General features: G+C 60.1%; 28 protein-coding genes and 1 pseudogene. 4 read left to right on the top strand and 25 right to left on the bottom strand.

What is annotated here, in order from left to right; all coding sequences use genetic code 11:
• The 7 genes and pseudogenes from H7847_RS24580 to phnD all read right to left on the bottom strand — a co-directional run.
• Positions 1-394, bottom strand: a pseudogene (locus tag H7847_RS24580) (hypothetical protein); the annotation flags it as partial.
• Between the two features lie 515 nt (positions 395-909).
• Positions 910-1,809 carry a protein-L-isoaspartate O-methyltransferase family protein gene (locus H7847_RS24575; RefSeq protein WP_227272139.1) on the bottom strand — a complete coding sequence of 300 codons (900 nt, stop codon included), beginning with the start codon at positions 1,807-1,809 and terminating at the stop codon, positions 910-912.
• Positions 1,810-1,965: 156 nt separating this feature from the next.
• Positions 1,966-2,136 carry a hypothetical protein gene (locus H7847_RS24570; protein WP_227272138.1) on the bottom strand — a complete coding sequence of 57 codons (171 nt, stop codon included), beginning with the start codon at positions 2,134-2,136 and terminating at the stop codon, positions 1,966-1,968.
• Between the two features lie 280 nt (positions 2,137-2,416).
• Positions 2,417-3,232 (bottom strand): phosphonate ABC transporter, permease protein PhnE, encoded by an 816-nt coding sequence (gene phnE, locus H7847_RS24565; RefSeq protein ID WP_227272137.1) that lies wholly within the window; start codon positions 3,230-3,232, stop codon positions 2,417-2,419.
• Between the two features lies 1 nt (position 3,233).
• Positions 3,234-4,070, bottom strand: a complete 837-nt coding sequence (phnE, locus tag H7847_RS24560; RefSeq protein ID WP_227272136.1) for a phosphonate ABC transporter, permease protein PhnE — start codon at positions 4,068-4,070, stop codon at positions 3,234-3,236.
• Positions 4,067-4,867, bottom strand: coding sequence for a phosphonate ABC transporter ATP-binding protein (gene phnC / locus H7847_RS24555; protein WP_227272135.1), 801 nt, complete (start codon positions 4,865-4,867; stop codon positions 4,067-4,069). The genes phnE (H7847_RS24560) and phnC overlap by 4 nt, the downstream gene beginning before the upstream one ends.
• Positions 4,868-4,954: 87 nt before the next feature.
• Positions 4,955-5,926: a phosphate/phosphite/phosphonate ABC transporter substrate-binding protein gene (phnD, locus tag H7847_RS24550; RefSeq protein ID WP_227272134.1), complete on the bottom strand. Its 972-nt coding sequence runs from the start codon at positions 5,924-5,926 to the stop codon at positions 4,955-4,957.
• 440 nt (positions 5,927-6,366) lie between these two features.
• Between phnD and H7847_RS24545 the strand changes: the two genes are divergently transcribed.
• Entirely contained in the window at positions 6,367-6,633 is a 267-nt protein-coding gene (locus H7847_RS24545) for a hypothetical protein (protein ID WP_227272133.1), read from the top strand.
• An 11-nt stretch (positions 6,634-6,644) separates the two neighbouring features.
• Here the strand turns inward: H7847_RS24545 and H7847_RS24540 are convergent, their stop codons facing one another.
• The 14 genes from H7847_RS24540 to H7847_RS24475 all read right to left on the bottom strand — a co-directional run bounded on the left by H7847_RS24540 (position 6,645) and on the right by H7847_RS24475 (position 20,113).
• A complete protein-coding gene (locus H7847_RS24540) occupies positions 6,645-7,313 on the bottom strand; it encodes a L,D-transpeptidase (RefSeq protein WP_227272132.1) in 669 nt (222 codons plus the stop codon).
• A 197-nt stretch (positions 7,314-7,510) separates the two neighbouring features.
• Positions 7,511-8,242, bottom strand: a complete 732-nt coding sequence (locus H7847_RS24535) for a DUF533 domain-containing protein (protein ID WP_227272131.1) — start codon at positions 8,240-8,242, stop codon at positions 7,511-7,513.
• Positions 8,243-8,415: 173 nt separating this feature from the next.
• A complete protein-coding gene (locus tag H7847_RS24530) occupies positions 8,416-9,447 on the bottom strand; it encodes a phosphatase domain-containing protein (protein WP_227272130.1) in 1,032 nt (343 codons plus the stop codon).
• Between the two features lie 109 nt (positions 9,448-9,556).
• Positions 9,557-10,531: an ABC transporter transmembrane domain-containing protein gene (locus tag H7847_RS24525; protein ID WP_227272129.1), complete on the bottom strand. Its 975-nt coding sequence runs from the start codon at positions 10,529-10,531 to the stop codon at positions 9,557-9,559.
• 87 nt (positions 10,532-10,618) lie between these two features.
• The gene (locus tag H7847_RS24520; RefSeq protein WP_227272128.1) at positions 10,619-11,095 is read right to left on the bottom strand and encodes a hypothetical protein; all 477 of its coding nucleotides are present in this window, start codon (positions 11,093-11,095) and stop codon (positions 10,619-10,621) included.
• A gap of 196 nt (positions 11,096-11,291) precedes the next feature.
• A complete protein-coding gene (locus tag H7847_RS24515; protein WP_227272127.1) occupies positions 11,292-12,227 on the bottom strand; it encodes a PRC-barrel domain-containing protein in 936 nt (311 codons plus the stop codon).
• A gap of 869 nt (positions 12,228-13,096) precedes the next feature.
• Positions 13,097-14,830: a PAS domain S-box protein gene (locus tag H7847_RS24510; protein ID WP_227272126.1), complete on the bottom strand. Its 1,734-nt coding sequence runs from the start codon at positions 14,828-14,830 to the stop codon at positions 13,097-13,099.
• A gap of 259 nt (positions 14,831-15,089) precedes the next feature.
• Positions 15,090-15,392 carry a hypothetical protein gene (locus H7847_RS24505; protein ID WP_227272125.1) on the bottom strand — a complete coding sequence of 101 codons (303 nt, stop codon included), beginning with the start codon at positions 15,390-15,392 and terminating at the stop codon, positions 15,090-15,092.
• A gap of 47 nt (positions 15,393-15,439) precedes the next feature.
• Positions 15,440-16,201, bottom strand: a complete 762-nt coding sequence (locus H7847_RS24500; RefSeq protein WP_227272124.1) for a DUF3618 domain-containing protein — start codon at positions 16,199-16,201, stop codon at positions 15,440-15,442.
• On the bottom strand, positions 16,194-16,613 hold the full coding sequence (locus H7847_RS24495; RefSeq protein WP_227272123.1) for a phage holin family protein: 420 nt from the start codon (positions 16,611-16,613) through the stop codon (positions 16,194-16,196). Before H7847_RS24495 ends, H7847_RS24500 begins: the two co-directional genes overlap by 8 nt.
• Positions 16,613-17,110, bottom strand: a complete 498-nt coding sequence (locus tag H7847_RS24490; RefSeq protein WP_227272122.1) for a hypothetical protein — start codon at positions 17,108-17,110, stop codon at positions 16,613-16,615. The genes H7847_RS24495 and H7847_RS24490 overlap by 1 nt, the downstream gene beginning before the upstream one ends.
• Before the next feature lie 100 nt (positions 17,111-17,210).
• On the bottom strand, positions 17,211-18,752 hold the full coding sequence (locus H7847_RS24485; protein ID WP_227272121.1) for a phospholipase D family protein: 1,542 nt from the start codon (positions 18,750-18,752) through the stop codon (positions 17,211-17,213).
• Entirely contained in the window at positions 18,736-19,857 is a 1,122-nt protein-coding gene (locus H7847_RS24480; protein ID WP_227272120.1) for an AI-2E family transporter, read from the bottom strand. Before H7847_RS24480 ends, H7847_RS24485 begins: the two co-directional genes overlap by 17 nt.
• Positions 19,858-19,924: 67 nt before the next feature.
• A complete protein-coding gene (locus H7847_RS24475; protein WP_227272119.1) occupies positions 19,925-20,113 on the bottom strand; it encodes a PLDc N-terminal domain-containing protein in 189 nt (62 codons plus the stop codon).
• Between the two features lie 139 nt (positions 20,114-20,252).
• On the opposite strand from H7847_RS24475, the gene H7847_RS24470 reads away from it, so the two are divergent.
• Together H7847_RS24470 and H7847_RS24465 are read left to right on the top strand one after the other, a co-directional pair.
• The gene (locus tag H7847_RS24470) at positions 20,253-20,507 is read left to right on the top strand and encodes a hypothetical protein (RefSeq protein ID WP_227272118.1); all 255 of its coding nucleotides are present in this window, start codon (positions 20,253-20,255) and stop codon (positions 20,505-20,507) included.
• A gap of 182 nt (positions 20,508-20,689) precedes the next feature.
• The gene (locus H7847_RS24465) at positions 20,690-20,905 is read left to right on the top strand and encodes a hypervirulence associated TUDOR domain-containing protein (protein WP_227272117.1); all 216 of its coding nucleotides are present in this window, start codon (positions 20,690-20,692) and stop codon (positions 20,903-20,905) included.
• Positions 20,906-20,938: 33 nt separating this feature from the next.
• Here H7847_RS24465 and H7847_RS24460 read toward each other — a convergent pair whose 3' ends face one another.
• Entirely contained in the window at positions 20,939-21,349 is a 411-nt protein-coding gene (locus H7847_RS24460; RefSeq protein WP_227272116.1) for a DUF4112 domain-containing protein, read from the bottom strand.
• A gap of 46 nt (positions 21,350-21,395) precedes the next feature.
• The gene (locus H7847_RS24455) at positions 21,396-21,605 is read right to left on the bottom strand and encodes a hypothetical protein (protein WP_227272115.1); all 210 of its coding nucleotides are present in this window, start codon (positions 21,603-21,605) and stop codon (positions 21,396-21,398) included.
• Between the two features lie 245 nt (positions 21,606-21,850).
• Between H7847_RS24455 and H7847_RS24450 the strand changes: the two genes are divergently transcribed.
• Positions 21,851-22,006: a hypothetical protein gene (locus H7847_RS24450; RefSeq protein ID WP_227272114.1), complete on the top strand. Its 156-nt coding sequence runs from the start codon at positions 21,851-21,853 to the stop codon at positions 22,004-22,006.
• 72 nt (positions 22,007-22,078) lie between these two features.
• Here H7847_RS24450 and H7847_RS24445 read toward each other — a convergent pair whose 3' ends face one another.
• The gene (locus H7847_RS24445) at positions 22,079-22,918 is read right to left on the bottom strand and encodes a formate/nitrite transporter family protein (protein WP_227272113.1); all 840 of its coding nucleotides are present in this window, start codon (positions 22,916-22,918) and stop codon (positions 22,079-22,081) included.
• A gap of 186 nt (positions 22,919-23,104) precedes the next feature.
• Entirely contained in the window at positions 23,105-23,917 is an 813-nt protein-coding gene (locus tag H7847_RS24440) for a response regulator (RefSeq protein WP_227272112.1), read from the bottom strand.
• Positions 23,918-23,957 lie beyond the last annotated feature (40 nt).

The following is a 23,957-nucleotide window of genomic DNA, read 5'->3' as shown; positions in this document are numbered from 1 at the left end:
TTCGCGGGTGCAATCATCCACGATGCACAGCACGCGGAACCGCTGGCCATCTTCAAAAGCGTCAGACACAAAGTCGAGAGATCCCGTTGACCGGTAGGCGATTTTGCAATGCAAAATCTGCCGAGAGGGGGCGCTGGTTGGCCCGATCCGGCACCAGAATAGGCCTGCGTGTGCCCAATGCGCTTGCGGGACCGCCTGTGCCGCACAGCCAGCCCTTCTTCGCGACAGAGCCGGAACAGCTTCTTTTGCCCTCTCGTCACTGCAAGCAGCGACCGCCGGATGAGAGTTCACCTCAAAACCCTCCTTCGCTAGCAATATGCCCAAGACGCCGATACCCGAACCGGCAGCGCTCATTTGCCAGTTCACGCAGTCGCTTGCGTAGGGGCCCATCTTCTTGTCCTTCATCATGCCCCAAACATCGTCGGGGTAATCTCTGTTTCCTATTGTGATTGGCATTATGTCCGTCTCCCCATGTGTGTTCAGGCAGAGAGCTGTTCAGGCAGAGAGCTGTTCAGGGCAAAGCGCTCGGGTGTCATGCCTGTTAGTGGTGTCAGAGCGGAATTTGGTTCAATGGAGACAAGCATTTTGCAGCGCATGGATAGCTGGCCCGTCGAAGGCTGCTCTGGCTAGCGTCCTCGCACCGTGCAAGGCATGTTCGGTGGTTTGACCGAGCGAGAGATGCACCGAATGGTTATTCTTGTTCATAAACAAACTGCGCATCGGAGGCTTTGTCGGCTGGAAACGAAGCAGTCATTGGCATCAATCCCACCATCAAGCGATGTGGGCTCAGAGCCGACATCTGCCGGTTTGCGCCGGCTGACCGCAGCCAACCCAAAACCAACTTTTAATCCTTGACGGTCATTCCCGCTATGCGGACAAAACCGACCTCTGTGCGATGCGTCATAATGGCTACTTTTCGTAGAGAAATGTCACAAATCCGGAAGTATCGTCTCCCCCTGTGATCCGAAAGCGCCAGTCCTCCAGCCGTCCCGCATTCGCAAACATCTCGTCAATTTCCACAGCCAGCTTGTCATCTCGGGCACCACTGCAATGGTAAAAACCGCAGCGACCAACGGTTTTCGCGCAAAAGCCGTCGCTATCAGGCTGCGCAAGGATCATGGCCCCAGAACCCATTATGCCCGTCAATGGCAGTAGCAGTTTAGCTTTTGGCGCAAGGTGTCCGGACCAAACATTCGGAATATGTGTAACCCCTGCAAACGCAACAACAGCATCAAATGGCCCTTCATCGACAAGACCGGTTGCTGCATTGCCATGGCGCACCGTCACGTTGTTATAGCCTGCTAGGTTTAACGCGGCACGCTTGGCGAGTTCCAAGTCAATTTCATAAGCAAAAATGCTCCCGTCCGGTCCAGCAAGGTGGCTAAGTATTGCTGTATAATACCCGACACCCGCACCCACCTGAAGGATGCGCGCGCCGTCCTGAATGTCAGATTTTGCCAAGAAACGTGCCCACATTGAAGGCTGACCAATGTTTATCCCTTTGGTTTCATCTAAGACGACAAGCATATCGTGATATAGCCAACGGGGGTCGGCATCGGGCGTTGTAACTGGTGGTTTTCCTGGCGCGAGTGGCGACCGTACCCGCCACGGCCCGGAGCCCGCGAACGCTTCCCGTGGAACCTCGCAAAACGCGTCGAGCAGGCGATCAGCGGCTTTCGTGCCGTCCAAACCGGCACGAAGCCGAAGCCCATCGGCAAAATGCTCCACTGCTGAGTATCTGTTCATGAGCAGGGACACTTTCGCATAGTTTTTCAGTCTACCTCTCAACGCAACTAAGAGTTCGGCCACGACAGGACAAGCCACCAAACTGATCTTTGCGCCAATTTCAGTTCATTCGATAAGCCGCCATCGGCAGGACTACGGGACACGGGCGGTTCGGGCTGCTTTGAGAGCATCGCTGCGATCCGAACATACTCCAGCTCTGCCGCTTTTCCGGAATCTGGCTCAGTTTGTGACGTAAAGATCAAAGAACCTCATCATTTCACGCTGAATGAAGGCGCTTGCGAGCGTCGTTTGGATCGCATCCAGGCCTTCAAAACGGCTCGGGGAGCCTTCTGGCACATAGGGAAACTCCATTACGCCGTTGTCATTCCAGAGCGGGATAATCCGCTCCACGTCGAACGGATCTGGTCGCGACGAAAGCGTCCGGCAAGATCTGCAATAACCATGTGCATTTCCATTTTTAGGGACGGCACAACCTGTTGGCGAACCGTGATCTAGAAGCTCGGGCCCTTGGTGGAACCAGCGGCCTTCGAGACCACCATGACACCTTTGCCTGCCGCTTGCAGATCCGCGATCTGGGACAGGTTGTGTGCTGGCGTGCGGGCGCAACCGGGGCCCGCATTGGGGAGACGGTGGCGCACCGCCTCGTAGCCGTCGAAAATCGGGCCGTGGGTCAGATGATCGCCCCGCGCACTTTCGCCGATACCCACTCCGAGAGGACGACGGCGGCGAGGATGACCAACAGGATCAGCGAGACCTGGGGCCAAGCCAGCGTGTTCAGCGATGCCTGCAATTGCAGCCCGATACCACCGGCCCCGACCAGCCCCAGCACGGTTGATTCGCGGATGTTGATGTCCCAACGAAAGACGGAAATGCCCGCAAAGGCCGGCATGATCTGGGGGACAATGCCGTAGACCATGACCTGCCAGCGCGACGCACCGGTCGCGGTGATGGCCTCGACTTGGGTGTGGTCGATCTCTTCGATGGCCTCGTACAGCAGCTTGGCACAGAACCCGATAGACCGGATGGCGATGGCCACGATACCCGCGAACACGCCCGGCCCGATGATGGCGATCAGCAGCAGCGCCCAGATAAGCGAGTTGATCGACCGGGTCGACACGATGATCAGAAGCGCGATCGGGCGGATGAACAGCGCCGAGGGTGTGGTGTTGCGGGCCGCGAGGAAAGCAACGGGCACCGCGAGGATCAAGGCGCCGATTGTGCCGAGGGTCGCGATATTCAGGGTGTCCCAGATGGGCAGCCAGAGGTTGTCCATATATGACCAGCGCGGCGGAGTTGCGCGCTCGAAAATATCACCGGCAATGCTCGGGGCGTCCCAGACGAAAAACCATGTCGTGGCCTCTGATATCCGCGCCCAGCACCAGAGGAAAACGACAACGCCGACCAGCCAGAAGGACCAACGGGTCAGGGCCTCGCGCTGGTTGCGCAAGCGCCATTCGGGGCCTTTTGCCGTCTCGATAACGGGCATCTTACTGCACCCGCGCGCGGATCAGGCCGCTGAGATATTCGAGGGCCATGACAATCCCGATAATGAGCAACAAGATCGCGGCGGCCGTGTCGTATTCATAGCGGTCAAACGCCGTGTTCAGCGTGGCCCCGATGCCGCCTGCACCCACAAGGCCAAGGATCGCGCTTTCACGGAAATTGATATCCACCCGGTACATGGACAGCCCGATCAGCCGTGGGATCACCTGCGGTTTCACACCGTAGTCGATCCATTGCGACCAGCGGGCCCCCGTGGCGCGCACAGCCTCGGCCTGGGAGCGATCCATGCTTTCGATGTCCTCGGCCAGAAGTTTCGACAGGAACCCGATTGTGGCAAAGGACAGGGTCAGGAACCCCGCCAAGGGGCCAAATCCGAAGATCGCGACCAGCAGGATGGCAACGATGATTTCCTGCAAGGCACGCGACACGGCGATGATCCCGCGACAGATCATGTAAATCGGCACCGGGGCGATATTGCGGGCAGCGCCCAGGGCAATGGGGATCGAGATGAGGATGCCGACGACAGACGAGGCCACCGTAATCACGATGCTTTCAACCATACCGTTCCAGATCGCATCGGCACGGCTGACGAAATCCGGCTTGGCAAAGGCCATCACGAAGGCCGCGCCCCGATCCAGCCCTTGATAGACGCGAAGCCAATCCACCTCAACACTGGCAATCGCGGCCACAAGATAGGCTGCAAAGCCGATCAGCAGCGCATAACGCAGCCAGACCCGCTGAACCAACGGCGGGCGCCGCCAGCGCGTGCCCACCATCTCCTCCAGGGTGGGTGAAGCGTCACGCGTAGAGGTCACGTTCATTCGGCGGCCTCGATCCCGGTCTCTGCCTCGTCGTCGACCTTCTCGATGGTCGCCTCCCAATCCTCTTCGCCGTAAATTTCGGTCAGCTTGTCAGGTGTCAGACCATCCGGCGCGCCGTCATAGACCACTTCGCCAAAGCGCAGACCAATGACGCGGGCCACGAACATCTGCGCCAGCGCCACGTCGTGGATGTTGATGATTGCGGCCAACCCCCGCTCGGCGCAAAGCTCACAAATCAGGCGCATGATCTGGCGCGAGGTCTTGGGATCAAGCGAGGCCGTCGGTTCATCCACCAAAAGCAAGGCGGGGTCCTGGATCAGCGCACGGCAAATGCCGACCCGCTGCCGTTGGCCGCCAGACAGCTGATCGGCGCGTTTGTCGGCCATGTGCAAAAGGCCCACGCGGTCGAGCAGACGAAACGCCTCGTCCACGTCTTTTTGCGGAAAGCGGCGCGTGGCCGAACGCCAGAACCCGACATAGCCGAGGCGGCCGGACAGGACGTTCTCCATCACCGTCAGACGCTCGACCAGTGCGTATTCCTGAAAGATCATCCCCATGCGCCGCCGCTCACGTCGCAGCGCGCCGGGCTTGAGCCGCGTCAGATCCACATCGCCGAGCATCACGGCGCCCGAGGTCGGTTCCACCAGCCGGTTGATGCAGCGGATCAGGGTCGATTTGCCGGCACCGGACGGGCCGATCAGGGCGACAACCTGACCGAAGGGGACGTCCAATGTGACAGCCTTCAGAGCCTTGTCGCCGGTCTTGTAGGTCTTGGTCAGTGCGTCTAGCCGTAGCATAGCTGATCCTCGGATATGTAAGGCAGGTGGCAATTCACGCTGCCACCTGCCATCAACCTCATCACCGGAAGATCCCGGCCCGGTCCGTTACGAACACTCGTACGAGACGCCGTTGGCCTCATCGATGGTGCGAATGACCGACCAGAAGTCCTGATACGTCATTTCGAGGAACTGCGCCTCGCCGTTCTTGCCGAACTCTTCCTGCAGCGACGTCCCTTCCCACTCGAACGAGAAGAACGCATCACGGATCTTCTGTTGCAGTTCGGGTGTCAGGTTGTGGGCGGTCCCATAGCCTGTCGTCGGGAAGGTTTGCGACTTGTAGATCGAGATGAGCTGATCTTCAGAGACCACCTCACGCTCCAGCATGCGGGCCAGCACCGAATTGGCGATGGCCGCCGCCGGATAATCCTTGTTGGCCACACCAAGGATCGAATTGTCGTGCTTGCCCGAGAACACCGGTTCGAAATCTTCTCCCGCCTTCATGTTGAATTCCGACGCCAGAATCGCCGAGGGCGCTTTGAAACCGGAGTTCGAGGTCTCGGACGTAAAGGCCATCTGGCCGCCCTTGATGTCTTCGATGTTTTCGATGCCAGACCCTGGATGGGTCAGGATTTCCATTTCGTAGCCGAAAGAGCCGTCTTCACCGGCCATGATGGTGAACGGACGGAAGCCCGCACAGTTGACGGCCAGAGGGTTCGAGCCGGTATTGAAGCCTGCAATGTGCAGACGCCCTGACCGCATCGCCTCGATCTGGGCGGCGTTGTTTTGGACCGGAAAGAACACGACGTCTTTGCCGGTCGCTTCTTCCAGATGTGCCAGAAAATCGGCCCATGCGGTCTCATAAACAGCGGGGTCTTCCACCGGCGTGTAGGCGAAAATCAGGGTGTCGGGGTCGATTTGATCTGCAGCATCTGTCGGGATATCTGCGATCAGGTCGCCATCGACGTCGCAATACCGATCATCCAGATCACCGCGTGGGCAGTCCTGGGCTGTGGCGGGCAGCGCGGCAAAAGAAAGCGCGGCAACAGCAGCGGCGCATAGAAGATGTATGTTTGTCATGTTTCGTCTCCCTAAGAAAAAACTGGTTGAGCCTCTTGCCCACTCTTATCGGCGGGACTCGCTGACTCTCATCTGACCGTTTTAGGAGGCCAAAGGCTATCCATTTTTTCCGCCGCGGAGCAGAATCTGGGAGTGCTTCTCTGTGACAAGCTGAGCTGCGAAGTCAAAAGGGTATGGTGTCCACCATCTCTGATTCAAACACGGGTTGAATCATGTATGGGAAATAGAAGCGCCAGGTTTCCGAACCAGACGGTGCGTCGGCGCTGCCGCGCGCTTTGTTTTCAACGTCGCGCTGCAGGTCACTCCCGCAGGCGCAGGGTGCAGACATCCTGTTCGAGGCCGTGGCTGTCCCGGGCGCGGACCCGAAATAGCATCGCGCACCTTTATTACGGCGCGAAATGCTCTACCCTAGGGGGAGTAATGACTGGAAAAGACAAGACATGAAAATCAAGTTACTCGTCCCTCTTGGGCTTATCGCCGTGCTGGCAGGCTGTGCAGCCGGTGTGAATGGATCAGGCTCAGCACCCGGCGGCAACCTTCCCGAAGGCGTCATCGCCCTCGCGGGCCCGAATCAGGACCTGTCCACGGCGCGGCTCCTGGAGAAGGACGGCTGCTATTGGTATCGTCACACGGGTCCTGTCGAGACGACAGATTTGCCGCTGCGCACCGCCGAAGGGCGACCGATCTGCACCCGCACGCAAGAATAGGCGGGCGCGCCTCAACTTTGTGCGGTTACATAGGTTTCCGCCGGGTAGAGATGCGCCGTCGATGACAAGCGCACTTCCTCATACAGGTCAATGATGTGCGCCATCACCATCCGCACGCAGCCAGAGCTTGCGCGGTTCCCGATGGAGCGCGGCGACGGTGTGCCGTGGATCCGCAGGTAGGTGTCGCGCGGCCCCTCATAGAGGTAGAGCGCCCGCGCGCCCAGGGGGTTCTCGAGACCGCCGGGCATGCCGTCAGCGTGCTGTTCATACAGATCGGGGTCGCGTTTGATCATTGCCCGCGTCGGTGTCCATCTGGGCCACTTGGCCTTGCGTCTGATCGTGTAGACACCGGGCTCATAGAGGTTGCCGCGCGCGATGGCGACGCCGTAGCGCATGGCGGTCCCGTTATCGCGCACATGGTAAAGATACCGCGCCACGGCATCCACATGGATTTCGCCTGGCTTCAACCCTGCGTTCGCTTCAACAACGGTTGGCAGGAACCGCGGGTGAATTCCCCATGGATTTGACGATGCCGGATCGTAGTTGGTGGGGATCACGCGTGCATCCCAGGACGACCACTTGCCTGGGGCCGCCATGGCGCGGCTGCTGAGCGGCAGGCCGATTGCTGCCGCGGAAAACAAAGCGACAGACGATTGAATGAAATGGCGTCTTGGAAGCATGGTGAAACCTCTTAAAGGGACTGACTAGAATCATTGGTCACGATAGCAGTGACAAGCGGTCAGAATATGGCGATCTGCCAAAGGCAGTGTTATCTGGTTCACATAGCCTGCCCTTTTCAAGAAATCGTGAACACTGAACTCTGCCTGCCGCCCGGAAAGTCGAAGGCCGGGGGGTGCACCGCCCTCGATCCGCCCGTTCAGACGGCGATCGGTGCCTTGCCGATGGCACGGTGCAGATCATCCACTTCGCCCTGACGCAAGCGCAATGCCTGGGCAAGATGCGTCAGAAATGACTTCTCATGCGGATGGTCCGGCTCGCCGACAAGCAATGCGGCAGAATAGACTTCCTTGCGCGCGTAGTCCGGCGTGTCGCGCGCGACGGAGGCGGCATCCACCGGTTCCCGAAACGCGCGGCGCAGGGCCGCCTGTTCGCTATCGGACGCGTCCTCCAACAGGCCAAACAGAAAGCTCTGTTCATCATTGTCGATGCTGCCATCCGCGCGGGCCATCTGGACCATTGCCCGCAAGACCGGTCTGGCTTCGTCCTCGGACTGGAAATCCTCAATCGTGAAATGGTGCTGCAGGTCCTGTCCAGATTTCTCGGAAGACCCTGACTGGTTGAACGCATTGGCCAGGGTGCCGAACAGCGAACCAAGCGACGCGTTCAGCGGATTGCCCTGCTGGCGAGCCGATATTGAGCGCCCGGCATTCCCTCTTGTTTGGCCGAGGGCTTCGATGATGCTGCCAAGACCTTCAGTGTCTGCCGTCTGCACCTCGTCGGTGCGGCTTTCCGTATCGGGTCCCGCCGGGGTCGCGTTTTGCAACCGCGCCGCAAGGCCCGGCATCCCACCCATCGCGGTGAACGCGTCCAGTCCCTTTTTGGCCGCAAAGGCAAGGGCGAGCTTGGTTATCATGTTTTTCAATGACATGGTGTTCCTCCGAATTGCGTGCAAAGTGCCATGTCTTTCCGCCGCAGCGGCGGTGACCTGGCAAATGGTCCTCTTCAGGAACAGAACGCATCAGGCGCGCAATTGTTCCATGAGAAGCGGCGGGTCACGACAGACCGCGACCCCGGCACAGGGCGTGATTGCAAGGGAATGCCCTAGACCGAGACCAGCCCCACGGGAGCCTTGATTTCGACCTTGGCCAGCTCTTGCAGCAACCGCTCTTCGATCTCATCGAAACGCGCCGCAACAAAGGCCGGCAGCGGCAGCCTCTGCAAACGCTCCAGGTTTGCCAGCTCTCGCGGGCCCGGATCAGGGTCGGCATGCCGCAGCACAATTGCCGCAATCCGGTCCGGGTGTCGATCTGCAGCCTCCCGGTAAATCGTGGCATCCTCCTGCCCGGTATCACCAATCAGGACGACAGGCAGGTTTGGGTTGGCCTGCAGGATCCGATCAATGCTCTGGCCCTTGTGATTGCCATGGCCCTCTGTGATGAACTTTGTCTCGCTCAGGCCCAGATCCCGCAGAAACATCGGCCCGCGTTCCAGATCGGCCCGCGTAAAGATATCGTCCAGAAACGCATGCATGTTCCAAGGCGAGGAGCTGACATAAAAAATAGGGTTCTGGCCGCTTCGTGAGAGCCGCTGCATCAGTCGCACGGCATCGGGAAAAATCCGCCGTGTCAGCACATTGCCGGTAAAGGAGGTGATGAGGTTACGCCAAAGCGCATAGGCGCGGGTCCTGAGAACCGTATCGTCAATGTCGGAGATCACCAGATATTGCGCGTCCGCCCGGGGCACGCAGATGGGGCAAGATGCAGGGGCCTCGGCACCCTCGACCGTCACGGCGCGCTCTATCCAGCCGGTCTGAGTTGTTTTGGGAAATGTCAGTTGAAAGTAGCCTTCCTCGTCCGTGACCGTCCGGCCGTGTTCAGACCGCACCTCGGCCCCTGCCGCCTCGTCCGTCATAAACAACGAGATCATGCCGCGCAGGTTTGCCAGACGCGACTGTCCCGGCCGCGCCGGTGCCGTCCGGCGGCGCGACAAAACACGCCCTCGTGCCACAAAATGAGTGGGTGTCGCATACCCGATGTAGGGGTCCACGTGGCGTGTTTTCGACCGGTTGCGCGAGAAACGACCCGCGAAACGCTCTGCCTTGAGCAAGGCACCATGAACGATGTTTTTCAGCATGTTTTTCTCCGCGTGAAATCTCCTGCTTGCAGAGACAACCCGCAAGCTGCCAAAAAGTTGCCTGGTTTCCTTCTTGCAGACTCTGGCGCTCTAAGTCCGAGTCCGCCTGTCAGGCGCGGCGCAACTCCGCCATCCATTCCGCGATCAGGCGGTGCTGCACGTTGGCCTGGGCTGCGACGCGGTAAAATCCGATCAACTCGCGCAAGGGGGACGAAATGCGCTCGAACCCGGAGATGAAAGCCACAATCACACCAATCTGGACCTCGCCTTGCATCACCAGGTAGCCCCCAAACAGCAGGACAGTCATCGGCCCCAGGGCATTCAGCAGATTGAGCACGGCCTTCATTGCAAATTTCAACAAGAAATAGCGGATACGGTTGCTGTAAATGTCCCGCAATACGTTGACACCGCCCATTTCAGCGCCCGCGCCCATCTCTGAAATCTGATCGCCAAGGTTGCGCAACAAACCCACGCGGGTCTCGATCAACGCGTTGAGCTTGCGCTGGATCAGAGGTGTCAGAACCACCTGCGGCACCAGAAAGGCCAGGGCAAAGACAGCGATTTGCGGCTCCACCACAAACATATAGACAGCCACCCCCAGCAGGATCGCCGCATTGGCACAGGCGTCAGAAAGCGCCTCGCCCACAAAGCCACCCAGCTTTTCCACCTCTGCGCCTACAATCGAAACCGTCCGGCCCCGGCCCTCTTCCGGGTACTCGTCCTGCACAGCGTAAAGACGCAACAGGTGCTGGCGGGTGTAAAGCGACGCGCTCTCCGTGATCCACGACTGATAAATCCAGAGCCCGTATTTCACCGCCTGATGCAACAGCACCACCACAACATAGGCGATGCCGAATTGCACAAGAACAGGCAGGTTTTGGGTCTCGACCACCTCGTTGACGATGCGCCGTTGCAGCTCCAGCGGGATCAGGCTCAACACCGCCACCACGACCGCAATCAGACAAACGGCGCCCTGATGCCACTCGCTCATGCGCCACACATAGGTCAGCAGCGAGGCGGCTGCCGTGTCGTCCCCGGTTTTACGGACTTCGCGCGGGATTTTAATGATCTGCTGATGTTGCAAGGGAAACTTTCCGTCTTGTCGATGCGGCGACCCAAAATCTCTGAAGGGCCGGTGGCGCATCACACAGCGCACCGGGCTTTGGATGTCTCACCACGCCAGTTTAGACACAATATTGTCGGTGAATTTGTCCAACATGCTGTTGTAATGGGCCTCACTGTGCAAGCTCAACGCCCGGGATTCCTCCTGCTCAAGCGCTGTTCCGACCGTACCCCCGCCCAAAATAATGAGCGTGTAGTCCATCCCGTAGTACCGCCTTGGGGGCGCGATTTTCACATCTGCAATGAACCGGCTGTCGGTGACCTGCACCGCATGCGAGACGTCGCGCGCAAGGGTGGCGGTGTCAATTTCGATATCGATCCGCGTGCCTGCGCCGCGACCCTTTTCTGTCAGGCGCTCAATGATCCTTGCGTGCAGGTCTTCAGGCAATTCGGTCCAGATTGTGCCGGCCTCAAGCGCTTCGAGCACCGCAACATCAGCCTTCACGGTGACATAATCCGCCTTGATCTCGGCGGACGCGGGCGCGGCAAAAAACACGGCGGCTACAAATGGTGAAATCCACTTCATATGATTTGCTCCTAAAACCTGATCTGCCCAAGCCGACAGACCTATTGCCCAACGCGGGCAGCATCGAAATGTTCCGGGAAAAATGGGTTAAATATCTGTTTCTAAGTGTTTTTTACGGGGAAGCAGATTTTGCGATAAAAAGAACCCGGGGCGCGCTGGGGCCCCGGGCGATGATCGTTTCTGGGATGAAGCGTTCTTAGCTCTCGTCACGCGTTGGCATTTCTTCCAACTGTTCTTTGGTGGCGTCCACGTAGACCCGCAGCTCATCGCCATCGGTCGCACGTTTGATGGTCAGGCTCTCCATTTTGGTCACGACTTCCTTTTCGCCGATGCCAAGGAAGCCCCCGACATCAAGAACCGCTTCTTTGAGATTGCCCTGGTCGTCAACGATCAGTTCGGATACTTCGCCGATCCACTCGTCGTTGATGTCGTAAAGCGGTGCCCCGGTCAGCATCTCGGTCGTCAGCATGCTCACCTCATAGGTTTCGAAACCGTCACGCTTGATATCCGGTGCGGTCAGACTCGCGGCGGTGCGATCAATCTCCTTGCCGGCTTCTGCTGCAGCATTCCCGGTGGCCTGCACCGCATCCTTCGCGGTCTGCTCCACGTCCTCGGCGGCAGCACTCACGGATGCTGAGATGTCGGTCGCGGTTTCGCTGGCCGTTGCCCTGGCGTCATTCCAGGCAGCCGACGTCCATGCGCCGATCTGGTCAAAGTCGAAGGGTTGCGCCTCTTCCAGCATCTCCTGATTTGCCGTGAAAACGAGGAAATAGCTGCCCGCGTCACTATCATCGGCAACGAAATTCAGCTCGTCAAAGCTCACCGCAACGGTCTTTTCACCCACACCGAGGAAGCCGCCGATGTCCAGCAGGATGGCTTCGGTTGTGCCTTCGCGCGACATGACCACGTCGCTGACTTCACCGATGTCGTTCCAGTCCCCGTCGATCTCGGACATGTAGTTGGCGTCGATGTCATTTTCGCTGGTGAACACACGCATGCCGATCAGGTCGGATGCAAGCACGTCAGCCGAGGTCTTGCTCCCTTCCTCGTATTGCATAAATACGCTTGCGTTCGTTGTGTCTTTCGCAGCGACAGGCAGGGCCGTGGCGAGAACAAGTGCAGTTGTTGTCATGAGATTTTTCATTTTACAGGTCCTTCGTAGGTATGTTTCCGGCACAGGGGCCGATTGGTAGATCAACACCCGTCAGGCGCGTATTGTTCCGGAGTTTTTTGAAATTTTAAGCACCGGATTGAGCGTCCTGATCGCCCTGTGTCTGATCGAGATCCCAATCTGCAGCGCAGCGCTTTTGCCACGGTCACAAGAAGGCCGCCTCCTCCGCCCGCTGGATCACCTGTTTCAAAAGGCGATCCGGCTTCTTTATCATCACCGGTGGTCCGCGGTCTGCGTCACGGTTGGTTCGGCACTGGTAAATCCTGCAAGATTGCCACGCTCAGGCAGGTCTGATGTCGGCACGTACCCGTTGGAAGGTATCACGCGCCGGACCAATCGACGCCCACCGAGCCGCCGCGATTGGCACATCGGGTAGGCATCCGCGTCAGGCTGCAGATTTCGCTGCAGAGAATACAGCGACGTATCCGGGCGCGGGGTCGGGAAAAAAGGGAGGAACGCGGTGAGCGTTCGACCCTCCCTTTCACGCTGAAGAATACTCCGGCGATCATCCGGAGTGGAAATGCCGGGCACAACGGTCCGGTCTCCTTGTCCGGTTTGTTTCGGTGCTGAAACCGTTGCGGCCTTTCTTTGGATTTAAGTATCGCCGAAACCTGACGAGAGGCCCCTTGAGCTCAGGCTGAGGCAGGCCGGATAGAGCAACATAGACCGGCTGCCCCACGCCAGGCCGTCAGCTCCCGAGGCGCGGCTCCCGGTTTCAGTGATCGAGCCTGCCTGCGCGAAACGGTGTTTGCCAGGATATGCGCCGTGCAAGTTGTCCGTGCCTCTTGAACAGACCGTCTCCGGGGGCCTTGGGCGATCCCCGCTTCGGTCTACTGATCGTCCTTCAGCTCTTGCAGGGCTTTCTGACCGTCACTGATCAACGCGTCAATTTGGTTGGCGGCGTCACCAACACGACCGGCAAGGCTTCTGATCTCGGTTGCAACCACCCCAAAACCCTTTCCCGCATCGCCCGCACGTGCAGCTTCGATGGTGGCATTCACGGACAGCAGGTTGGTCTGTTTCGCAACCCCCCCGATGGATCCTACCAGGTTGGTGATGTTGCTCAACATCGTCCCCATGGCTTCTGAACTGCGCGCCGTCGCCGCACGACGCAGGGTCGCATCGCTCCCGCACATGATCACGCGGTCAATCTTGGCTTCCATGTCGCGCGTCGCTGAAAAAATTGCGTCCAGCCAAAGCTCATCATCACTTCCCACCGGCCAGGAGAGCTCCTTGCTCAGCGTTTTCCCACTCAAGACCGATCTCATCTCTTCATCCGAGAGAAGCTTGCCCAGACGCGGTGAATGGGCACTTCGATTTGTCAGGAAGGCGTTACAGTCTTTGCAGCTCCCGTCTGTCGACCACTCTGCGATGGCTGTTGCGTCACTGATAGCCGAGAGTTTCGCGTCAAAATTCATCGACTTCTGGCGGGTCGTCGTGACGTTGGCTTGCACCGAAACGAAGTATTCAACCTGCCCCTTGGCATCATACACAGGGTTGATCGCAAGACTGATCCAATAGGCTTCACCCTTTTTTGAATAGTTGAGGATTTCCTCGTAAAAGGCCTCCCCTGCCCGCAGCTTTTCTCCGATACGCGCGACCGTGTCCCGGTCGGTTGCCGGCCCCTGCAACATTCGACCCGGCTTTTTCCCGATTGCGGCATCCGCTGCGATGCCGGTCAAACGTTCAAAACCAGGGTTTACAAAGACGATCAGGCCGTTTCTGTCCGTGATGATGACCGAATTGTCGGTTTCATTCGCCACCAGGGACAGCAGGCGGAACTTTTCACGCTTGGCGACATCCTCGGTCACATCCTTAACAAAGGCCGTGTACTGGCTGGAACCGTCCGGCAGCTTGACGCAGGACAGCGAAAGGCTGCCGTGCACAACCGATCCGTCCTTTCTGTGGACCGGCACTTCCCGGCTCGTGCCCACGATCTTGTCTGCGCCGCCGTTTCGGTGTCTGTCGACCCAACTGTCGTGGTGGACCCGCATTTCCGGGGGCACCAGCATCTTGACGTTCTGCCCGATGACCTCGTCCCGGCCGTACCCCCACAGGCGTTCCGCCGCCGCATTGAAAAACGTGACGTGGTTTTCCTGATCCAGCATCACAACAGCGTCAATGGTCTGCTCCAGGGTTGCGGTCATCAACTCACGTGCGGCTTTTTCCTCCGTCACATCCTTCATGAACGCGGTATAGATCGCCGGACGGCCCTGTGTGATAACCTTTGACAGGGACAGGCTGGCCCATCTCAGACCTCCATCCTTGCGATGAATCTCAACCTCGCGGCTGGTCCCCACGATCTTGTCTTTTCCCCCGTTGCGATTGGCGTCAACCCAGGCATCGTGATATTTCTGCATCGCGGCGGGCACCAGCATCTTGACGTTCTGGCCGACGACCTCGTGACTGGCGTATCCCCACAGGCGTTCCGCAGCCGGGTTGAAAAACGTGACGTTGTTGAACTCGTCAATCATCACGACAGCGTCCATGGCCTGCTGCAACACCTGGATGATTTCCGAGGCGTCATTCTCCACGTCAAAGCTGGAACTTGTAAGATCTTTCAATGTTTGGTCCTCCTGGCTGCCGTGCTTGAGAACACAAAACCATGTACAAATCGTTTTTTTATACTTTGCGTGTTAACAGGAGCCCCTGGTCGGGCGCTTGGCAGCTGACGCCAGCCTTTGGCGACAACCGCGCCCGATCCGGTTCGCGGGCGGCGGCGGCTTGGGTGGTAAAGGCGGCGCACCGATGGCTTTTTGAAACAAAAGGGGCGCACTCCCCTTCGGAAATGCGCCCCGCGAAACACCCCCGGCCGGGGCGGGATCAGTAGCGGTTGTTCCTGAGCGCCATGCCGATCACGACGCCAAGGGCCAGCGCGCCGCCGACGACCAGCAAAGGCTGCTTTTCTGTTACTTCGCGGGCCTTTTCGCTGGCTCTGACCAACTGGTCGCGCACTTCATTTGCAGCTTCCTGCGCGCTGTCAGCCGCACGCTGCGCCTGTTCCACGGCAAGATCACGGGCTTGCTCCGCGGTCTCGGCGACACGTTCCTTGGGCGTCGCGTCCTTGGTGGATTTGCGGGCGCTCGTCTTGGGGCCCGTATCGGCGGAATGAGTGGTGGTTGTCATCGGTGTATCTCCTGTGGTTCAGGGTTGAGTAGGGTTTGTGTCGGTTTTCAGGGACGGCTCAGCCTGTCGTATCCGGCCTTCATGCCGTCGCGCAGGGCCGCTTCCCCCGTTGCCGTGGCCTGGGCGATCTCGTCGCGCAGCGCGAATTCAGCCTGCTGCAGCAGCTCGTCCCGCCGGGCACCCAGCATTTCATCCTCGAACCGGGTCCGGGGCAACAGGGCGGCCACGACCGCCCCGACACCCATCGCAAGAGCACCGGTCGACAGCGGCTGTTGCTGGTGAAAACTCCGGGCCTTGCGCGCGGCAATGGCGGCTTTGCGATCAAGCGTCTCCTGAACTTCAATCGCCGCCTTGCGCGCCTTGATGACCCGGCGCCGCGCGGGCTCGGGCAGATTGGCCAGACCGTTGTTCAGCGCGGCCCGCATGCGCGGCGCCCGAGGCTCGGAGGTCTCGGCGGCATCTGCGGCGGCCAAGCGCCTGTCAAACTCTCCCGACAGGGGATCCTTTTCCGACAGACCTTTCGCGGGCGACGTCTGGCGCGTGTCATAGGGGGCCGCGCGCGCCGGGCGCTTTGGCCCCGCCAGCAGGGCCGCCAGACCCAGCCCGACCAGTGCCGCACCGGCAGGGTTCGCCCGCGCCATGTCAACAACTGCGTGCCCGACGGACCCGCTCCGGGCCTGCACTTCGCGTGCAACGGTGCTTGAGATCTGCTCGGGCGACAGCGCCCGGGTCAGCTGGCCCAGCGTGCGCTCCAGCAGGCTGCGGTCTGCTTCGATGTTTCGTTCGAGGGTCTGGATATCCTTAGACATGAACATTCTCCTTGATCGTTTCGATATCCCGGCGGACATTCTTGATAGAGCGGTCCGGCGTCAGGTTTTTCGGGTTGAGCCACGCTTTGCCCACAAGGAACAGGACCGCGGCGAGGGTAAGGGCGACGGCCGCAACGATCAGCGATGCGACCGAGACGGGCAGCCCTGCTGCAACGATGGCCGCAACGGCGGCGGCAGCCAGCACATCGAGGGCTGCAAGAACCAGAAGAAAGCCAATCAGAACCATGGCGATCCCGGCGGCGGCGCGGGATGCCTTCTGGCCCATTTCTTTCTTGGCCAGGGCGAGTTCACTGCGCAGCAGACGGCTGGCCTGCTGAATGAAATCGCTGACAAGACCGGGGGCGTCTGCCGGTTGCGGCTGCCCGGGCGCAGGATTGTTGAGATCAGACATCAGTGGGTGCCCCCGTTTGCGTAGCTTCCCGTGCCTGACCCGTGCGCGGCCTCGGCTGCCGTGACATGACCGGTCCAGGGATCGTCAGGAGCCGTGCTGCGCGGGGTCGCAGCGGGGTCGGTTGCTTTCAGAAAGCGGGCGGCCGCAAAGCCAAGAAGAGCGGCCCCGCCCAGAAACAGCACGGGGTTTTCGCGGGCAAACCGCGTGACCTGGCCTGCAGCCTTGTTCAGATCGGTGTCGCGCAGGACGTCGGCGACCTGATGCAGGCTGCCGGCGAGCTGGTCTGCGGCCCGGGCCTGGGGCGTGCCGGGGGGGAATTCTTCGGATGCGGCAGCAGCCGCGTTGGCAGCGTTTGACACTTCGCGCTCCGCCTGCCCGGTGACGGCATCGGTTGCCGCCTCTGCCTCGCGCCGGACCATTTCGGTTGCCTTGTCGGCGGCCTCTTCGACACGCGCGCGCACACCGCGATCAGCGTCTGTCTTTGACGGGTTGGTCATTGGTACCTCCATTGAGATCATTCGCAAGCACAACGTCCAGCCGCAGGATAAGTTCCGCCGGTTTGACCAGCTTCGGCCCCAGGACCGGAGGAAGAGCCGTCTAGACCATCTCCACCGGGACACCGGGCAGCGGGGTGCCAAAGGACTTGGCCGGGCGCACGTCATAAGGCACCAGAAACCCCCGGCGCGACTGCGGGGCGGTGGCCGCATTCGTCATCGCAAGACGCCGCCAGAGATCTACCGTCTGTGGCAATGCGGCGGTATAGGCGGGCTCGGCGTCCTCGGGCAGCCAGGCCCGCATCACCCGGTCGCGCACGGCCCGCACCTGTTCGGTGTGGGTGACCCGCAGGCCCATTTCCGTATCCCAGCGCATGCTGCGCCCGTTCAGATTTGCAGAGGTCACGAGGGCGGCTTTATCATCAAAAATCGACACCTTCGAATGTACAAAAATCATCGGGGCCCCACACGAAACGGCACGATCTGTCGCCTCCGCTTCCGTCTTCTGGGCCGGGGTGGCCGCAAAAAAGCGCTCGCCGAATGCCGCCATCAGGCGCCCGATGCATTTGGCCTGCAGGTATTCGCCATACTGCTGGTCAAGCCCGCTCGCGTTTTCAAAGGCCACCTCCATGGGGCTCGCGGGCAACACGCACACAAGCCCCAGATCGGGCTTTTCAGCCGCCCGCGCCACCAGCGCTTCGGCCAGAACGGGATCGCGCAGGAACTGGCTCTCAAAATAGATCAGCGTCTCGGCCTGAGCGATCTGCTCAAGATGTGCGTCAAGAATGCCGGTGTCACAGACCTCCGGCGACAGATGCGGGCCCTCGCCCTCGCGTCTGACGGACAGGGTGCGCAGCAGTCCCTCGGGCGGCATCACGGTGCAATCTCCGGCGCATTCAGCAAGAAACCGGTCAAGATGTCGCCGTGCGGAGGCCGCCAGCAGCGGCTCGCGCAGGCAGAGCTGAACATCATGCCAGGTTTCCTCGGCCGGGCCGTGATGGTCGGGCGTATCCATGCGGCGCCCGTCCAGATCAAGACCGCCGATATAGAGCACCTCATCGTCGATCACCGCCAGTTTCTGGTGGTGCGTGACAGGGATCATCGGGGGAAAGCCGAATTTCCGCGGCCTCAGCGCGCCGTCCGTGTCGTCCGCCAGGGTGCGAAAGCGGGGCATGCAGCGCAGCGCTTCCCTGCGTTTGGCGGGATCGAGCGCATCAAGGGTGCCGCAGGTCTGCGCGATCTGCGACTGCATCTTGGGCCAGAGCACCATCCGCGGCCCCCAACCGACCCGCGCGGGGTGATCGGCAATGGTCGCGCGCAGCAGGTCCGGGCGCGCGACAAGCTCTGCGAGGCCCGCCAGGACACTGAACGACTTCCAGCTGCCCCGGTGCAATTCGGCACGCACAACCGGATCAAAGTCGGAGATGGAGATGTTGAAGCGCACGCCCTCGTCAAGCTTGGCGACCAGAAGATCGACCCATGTCCCGCCGATGGCGCGGGCGGCGTCCGATATCAGCGGCGTGCGCGGGTCAAACACGCGAAACCCCATGTCGACGCGGTCTTTTGCGGCAAGCACAGCCTCTTCCAGCGCTCTGTAGCCTTCCTCGGCCGTGATCAGAATTTCCAGCTCATTCAGCAGGGCCATTGCGCACTCCCAGTATATCGTGATCGATGACGGTCCCGAAGGCATTGACCGGGACGGGATCGGGGTCAACCTCGGCGTTACGTTCCTGCAGCGCCTTGTAGACCTGCCTGACCCAGACCAGCAGCGGGATTGCGATAATCGCCCCCAGCGGCCCCCAAAGCCACATCCAGAACACCAGCGACACAAAAATCAGCAGCGGGTTCACCGACATATGCCGACCCACGAGGCTGGGCGTCACGAATTGACCTTCAGTGATGTTCATCAACAAAAAAAGCAGCGCCGGCAGGAAGCTCATGGGGCCGTCAAAGACTACCAGCCCGCCCACCCCCAGCATAAAGGCAAAGAAGATCGGCCCCAGATAGAGCACGTAATTGACCAGAAAGGCCCCGACACCCCAGTAAACTGCATTGGGCATGCCGAGGGCCGACAACATGATCGCCACGAGTATCCCAAAACAGGCATTGATGGCTGTCACCGCCAGAAAGTACCGCGACACCTGCGATTCTGCCCGGCGCAGCACGGTCTCGGTCAGAAACTCGGAATTGCGGTCGACGAACCTGTAGATCGCCAACCGGGTCAGCAGAAAGAAATACAGGATACCGACAAATATCATGATCTGTGCCGCGGTGGACGGCAGATACGACAGGATATCTGTCACTTTCGGAACCGGTATCGCCTCGTTTGTCCGCGCCATCGCCGCCCCAGAGGGGTCCAACGTGTCAACCATCTGCTCCTGCACGCTTTCGACGTTTTCCATGGTGTCTTTCAGGCCACCAAGCGCGCTTTGCACCTCGTTCCACATCACCGGCACGCGCTGGATGAACTCCGCCACGACCGGGTAGAAAACGATGACGGCGGCTGTGAACGCCGACAGCACGATCACCAGCACCGCCAGCGCGCCCACGACCGGCGGGGCACCGATCCTGCTGAAAACATCTGCCAGCGGGGCAAAAACGACGCCGATCACGAGCGCGAAGGTAAGGGGCAGGAAGACCGGCGTGCCGGTCCTGAGCAGCCAGACCAGAGCCGCGGCAGCAATCAGCGTCAGCGTGGTCTGGACCAGATAGGTATTCTTTGCGTTCGGTGGCTGGGCTGCATCGGGCATGGCTGTCTCCCTGGATAGAAAACACCGGCCCGCAGGCGGGCCGGTGCTTGGTCATGTCAGCTCAGTTTCAAACCGCTGCGTGGCTCGATCCTTTCGGCCCTGCGATCCACCAGACGATAAATCCGATGACAGGCAGCACCAGGATCAGCAATGTCCAGAGCAGCTTCGCCCCGATCGAGACAGCGCTCGTCCAAGTTTTGACCAGCGCATAGATGTTTGCGATCAGGACAATCAAGCCCAAGATACCATATTCCATTTCTCTGTCCTCTTTTTGAGCATGTCTGCCTGCCCAACGCGGGCATTTCGGTATTGGTTCCGAAAAAACTGTTTTGGCTTTTCTTGGAACTTCTGCCGGGCCGGTGGGTTGGAATGGCAACACGCAAAGGAGTTTGGACATGAAAACTGGTACCGCAATCGCAGCAATCGCCGCCGCCGCCGCTATCGGCGCCGGCATCTATTTCGTTGATGTGGAGATGACCGAAGAGGCCTCTCTTCCCGACGTCGATGTGTCCGTCGAGGGGGGCAACGTCCCTGAATTCGACGTGGAAACAGGAGACGTGGACATTGGAACAACAGAGCTGGAAGTCACAGTCCCCACCGTGGACATCGAAAGCCCTGAAGAAGACGGCCGCGTTGCCGACAACAACTAAGACCTGAACTTTACGATCTTGTAGACGCCGCTCTTCCCCAGAGCGGCGTTTTTTTTTGGCGGCCCCAAGATCGCCGTTCTGCACCGGTACCACATGGAGGGCTCTGACGCGTGCCGTGGAACTCTTCGGCCTTTCCGGGCGTTGGCCGGACATTGGAAAGCAACCAAACAGGAGCAGACGGGATGAGCGATTTTTCCAAAGGGGACAAAGTGTCATGGAACTGGGGCAGCGGGACCGGGACCGGCACGGTTGTCGACCGGTTTACCGAAGATGTTTGCCGCACGATCAAAGGCACCGAGGTCAAGCGCAAGGCCAGCCGGGACGAGCCTGCGTTCTTGATCGAACAGGAGGATGGCGACGAGGTGCTGAAGTCGCACTCCGAGCTTTTTAGAGCGTAAGGCCGCGATCTGCCCTTTTCGGGGGGCCGGGGGCTACCCGGCCTCTCCGCGCGGCCCGTCTTTCCCAGCTGACCCATACTGCTTGTTCCTGCAAGCCACTTCAGCTTTCAGAAGCGCAATATTCCGACGGTGCGACTTGAAGAAAAGGTCAAAGAGATCGCCCGCCAGCGGGATGCTCCCGACAAGGAGATCCACCGCCGTGTTCACCCCCATGCGCGCCAGCACCCGCCGCCGGGCGCCCATCTGAACGCCTTCGTAGATCATGAAAACGCCGGGCACGGCCGTCGCCAGATCACCGAAACCCGGAATCAGGCCGAACACACTGTCCCACCCGAACCGAACCCCAAGGACCGGGATGCGGAAATTGCTGTCCAGGCGGCGCGCAATGCGGTCCAGCCGCTCCAACCGGTTTTGCTGCATGGCAATCGTCGAGATTTTGGACATGTCGCCCCCTGATGCGTTTCGGTGAACGGCAGACACCAGCAGCCGGTCACCCCTTGTCAGAAAGATCGCGCAGCGCATCGGCAATCTGCGTCTCCGCGTCGGAGGCGTCGACCGTCTTTGCAGCCTCATCCGAAAGTGTTTCGTTCGTCTCCGCGTGGTCCTTGTCGCCCTTCTCTCCGGGCTGGTTTTTCAAAGGAAGGTGCTGTTCCGCGCCCTTGAGGGTCGGATGGCTTACCTTTTGCGACTGGGTGGTCATTGGATCGTCCTTTCTCGGTTCAGGATCGGGGCACGGGCGCGTGCCGGGCCCCATGACAGGGAAACGGCCGGGGTCGGGATAAAGTTCCCACAGGTTGGCCCCGGTGCAGCGGCCCGGCCCGGCGGCGCGCTTCGACGCAGGGGCAGGACGACCTGCGGCGAAAAGCCCGCGGCGGAACCAAACTTTGAAACGCGCGTTGGCTTTGTGAACGGGAAAATTGACCTGACAGACAAAGGAGAAAAGCGATGGATACGACCTATCTCGTTGTCGTGCTCTTCTTGGTGACACTCAGCGCGGTGATGATTTTTGCGCTGGTCAGCAAGGCGCGCACCGAAAAACGGCTTGAAGACGAGGATGCGCCGAAATCGACCCTGGCAAAAGACAGCAAGGACACCCGGTAGCCCGATACACATCCTGCAAAGACCAGACCGCCCCGATGCCTGTCGGGGCGGTCTTTTCCTGCCGCCGGGGTTTCAGACCTCGTCCACCTCTGGCTGAACCTGCGCCCAGGTCAGCATGGTAAAGATCACCGTACCGCCGATCACGTTGCCGGCCAGCACGGGCAGAAAGAATCCGAAAAGCGCTTTGGCAAAACCAAGCTCCCCCAGAACGGCCAGAAAGGCCATCTCCACCGACCCGGCGACAATATGCGTGAAATCGCCAAGCGCGATCAGCCAGGTAAAGAGCACGATCACCGCCACCTCACTGCCCTGCGAAGAGGGCAGCATCCAGACCAGCGCCGCGATCAGCACACCGGCGGGAATGCCGCGCATCATTCCCTCCAGCGGCGGCATCCCCGTCGCGTGATGGCTCAGATCGACCATGGCGCTGAACACCTCGGCAGACAGCACACCCCCGTAGGCAAAGAACGTGGCAATGGCAAAGGCCCCCACCACATTTGCTGCCAGCACGGTGAGCCAGAGCCGCGCCGTGCGCCCCAGGGCCCGCCGCGTGGGGTTCATCACGACAGGGACGACGGTTGTGATCGTATTTTCGGTAAAAAGCTGCATCCGGCCCAGAATAACCAGCAGAAACCCAAGGCAATAGCCCGCATTCTCTACGATGAACCGCCAGGGCGCATCGGGCAGATAGGCCCGCAGAACGGATTCGCCCAGCACCGAGAAAGAGATCAGCAGGCCCGCGGCAATACCCGAGAACCACAGCGCACGCATGGGCCGTTCAAGTTCCTCTTCGCCGTTTCTGCGGATGGTTTCAAACACCAGCCGGGGCGATAATCCCACCGCCTCCTCAACCGCTTCGTTTTCATCAAAGGCGCGTGTCAGGTCCTGCGACTGTTCCATGTTCTTCGCCATAATGATCCCTTTCATGTCACATGACATACGTTTTCAGCACCGCTCTTGTTCCGTCCCGGACCGACACCGCGGCACAGACCAGCAGGCCTGACCCCCATAGAAGGGGGTCAGCGAAACAAGGCGGTGGGCGGTGGTCAGACCACGGACGGGACGCAGATCAGATCTGCGCCGCACCTGTCCCGCAGCTCACGCCTTGAGCGTTTGTGTCGATGAGAAGAACATCGCCTGGCTCACGGCCACTTTAACCTGCTGTTCGGTGTAGGGCTTGGCGATCATGAAGGCGGGCTCGGGGCGTTCGCCGGTCAGCAACCGCTCGGGATAGGCGGTGATAAAGATCACCGGCCGGTCGCCCAGCTCTTGCAGAATGTCGCGCACCGCGTCGATCCCGGAGGAATCGTCCGCAAGGTGGATATCCGCGAGAATCAGGTCGGGCGTCTTCTGCGCCGCAAGGGTCACGGCGGCAGCCCGCGTCCGTGCAATCCCGGTGACGGAATGGCTCAGGCTCTTTACGATACTCTCCAGATCCATGGCGATGATCGCCTCGTCCTCGATGATCATCACATCCCCCGCGACAGAGGCCTCCATCTCCGCGTAAGCCGCACCCAGCAGGTCCGAGACCTCCGCCTTGCTCGTCGACATGATCTGGGCGATCTCGGCCGCTGAAAACCCCTCGATCACCGACATCAGCAGCGCTTCGCGGCTGTTGGCGGTCAGCTTACCCAGATGGGCCTGCGCCGCCGCAGCAAGATCCGATTCTTTCCCCTCCGACGGCGCCCCGCTGGAATGCCAGATCACGTGGAATACCTTGAACAGCGCCAATTTGGGATGCAGGGTTCCATCAAAGGGGGTCGCATCCGTGAGGATTGCTTCCAACGTCGCAGCCGCATAGGAATCCCCGGCCGACTGGCTGCCTGTCAGCGCCCGCGCATATCGCCGCAGATACGGCAGCTGGTTGCCGATCGCGTCGGCAAGATCGGATGCGTTTGCTTCAATTGGCATGAATTTCTCCAGTTTTTGAATTTCTCGGGAACCAAACGCA

Source organism: Roseobacter weihaiensis (assembly GCF_020622345.1).
Classification (GTDB): Bacteria; Pseudomonadota; Alphaproteobacteria; order Rhodobacterales; family Rhodobacteraceae; genus Roseobacter; species Roseobacter weihaiensis.
Note: the sequence above shows the minus strand (reverse complement) of the source record. Positions and strands in the feature narration are given on the sequence as shown.

Bases quoted from the DNA above. Each gene is read 5' to 3' on its own strand.
- H7847_RS24460 (WP_227272116.1), bottom strand. From the start codon at position 21,349: ATGTCCAAAATCTCGACGATTGCCATGCAGCAAAACCGGTTGGAGCGG.
- H7847_RS24500 (WP_227272124.1), bottom strand. From the start codon at position 16,201: ATGTCTAAGGATATCCAGACCCTCGAACGAAACATCGAAGCAGACCGC.
- H7847_RS24445 (WP_227272113.1), bottom strand. From the start codon at position 22,918: ATGGCGAAGAACATGGAACAGTCGCAGGACCTGACACGCGCCTTTGAT.
- H7847_RS24495 (WP_227272123.1), bottom strand. From the start codon at position 16,613: ATGTCTGATCTCAACAATCCTGCGCCCGGGCAGCCGCAACCGGCAGAC.
- H7847_RS24475 (WP_227272119.1), bottom strand. From the start codon at position 20,113: ATGGAATATGGTATCTTGGGCTTGATTGTCCTGATCGCAAACATCTAT.
- H7847_RS24465 (WP_227272117.1), top strand. From the start codon at position 20,690: ATGAGCGATTTTTCCAAAGGGGACAAAGTGTCATGGAACTGGGGCAGC.
- H7847_RS24440 (WP_227272112.1), bottom strand. From the start codon at position 23,917: ATGCCAATTGAAGCAAACGCATCCGATCTTGCCGACGCGATCGGCAAC.
- H7847_RS24545 (WP_227272133.1), top strand. From the start codon at position 6,367: ATGAAAATCAAGTTACTCGTCCCTCTTGGGCTTATCGCCGTGCTGGCA.
- H7847_RS24450 (WP_227272114.1), top strand. From the start codon at position 21,851: ATGGATACGACCTATCTCGTTGTCGTGCTCTTCTTGGTGACACTCAGC.
- H7847_RS24540 (WP_227272132.1), bottom strand. From the start codon at position 7,313: ATGCTTCCAAGACGCCATTTCATTCAATCGTCTGTCGCTTTGTTTTCC.
- H7847_RS24515 (WP_227272127.1), bottom strand. From the start codon at position 12,227: ATGACAACAACTGCACTTGTTCTCGCCACGGCCCTGCCTGTCGCTGCG.
- phnD (WP_227272134.1), bottom strand. From the start codon at position 5,926: ATGACAAACATACATCTTCTATGCGCCGCTGCTGTTGCCGCGCTTTCT.
- H7847_RS24480 (WP_227272120.1), bottom strand. From the start codon at position 19,857: ATGCCCGATGCAGCCCAGCCACCGAACGCAAAGAATACCTATCTGGTC.
- H7847_RS24485 (WP_227272121.1), bottom strand. From the start codon at position 18,752: ATGGCCCTGCTGAATGAGCTGGAAATTCTGATCACGGCCGAGGAAGGC.
- phnC (WP_227272135.1), bottom strand. From the start codon at position 4,867: ATGCTACGGCTAGACGCACTGACCAAGACCTACAAGACCGGCGACAAG.
- phnE (WP_227272137.1), bottom strand. From the start codon at position 3,232: ATGCCCGTTATCGAGACGGCAAAAGGCCCCGAATGGCGCTTGCGCAAC.
- H7847_RS24535 (WP_227272131.1), bottom strand. From the start codon at position 8,242: ATGTCATTGAAAAACATGATAACCAAGCTCGCCCTTGCCTTTGCGGCC.
- H7847_RS24530 (WP_227272130.1), bottom strand. From the start codon at position 9,447: ATGCTGAAAAACATCGTTCATGGTGCCTTGCTCAAGGCAGAGCGTTTC.
- H7847_RS24455 (WP_227272115.1), bottom strand. From the start codon at position 21,605: ATGACCACCCAGTCGCAAAAGGTAAGCCATCCGACCCTCAAGGGCGCG.
- H7847_RS24505 (WP_227272125.1), bottom strand. From the start codon at position 15,392: ATGACAACCACCACTCATTCCGCCGATACGGGCCCCAAGACGAGCGCC.
- H7847_RS24470 (WP_227272118.1), top strand. From the start codon at position 20,253: ATGAAAACTGGTACCGCAATCGCAGCAATCGCCGCCGCCGCCGCTATC.
- phnE (WP_227272136.1), bottom strand. From the start codon at position 4,070: ATGAACGTGACCTCTACGCGTGACGCTTCACCCACCCTGGAGGAGATG.
- H7847_RS24490 (WP_227272122.1), bottom strand. From the start codon at position 17,110: ATGACCAACCCGTCAAAGACAGACGCTGATCGCGGTGTGCGCGCGCGT.
- H7847_RS24520 (WP_227272128.1), bottom strand. From the start codon at position 11,095: ATGAAGTGGATTTCACCATTTGTAGCCGCCGTGTTTTTTGCCGCGCCC.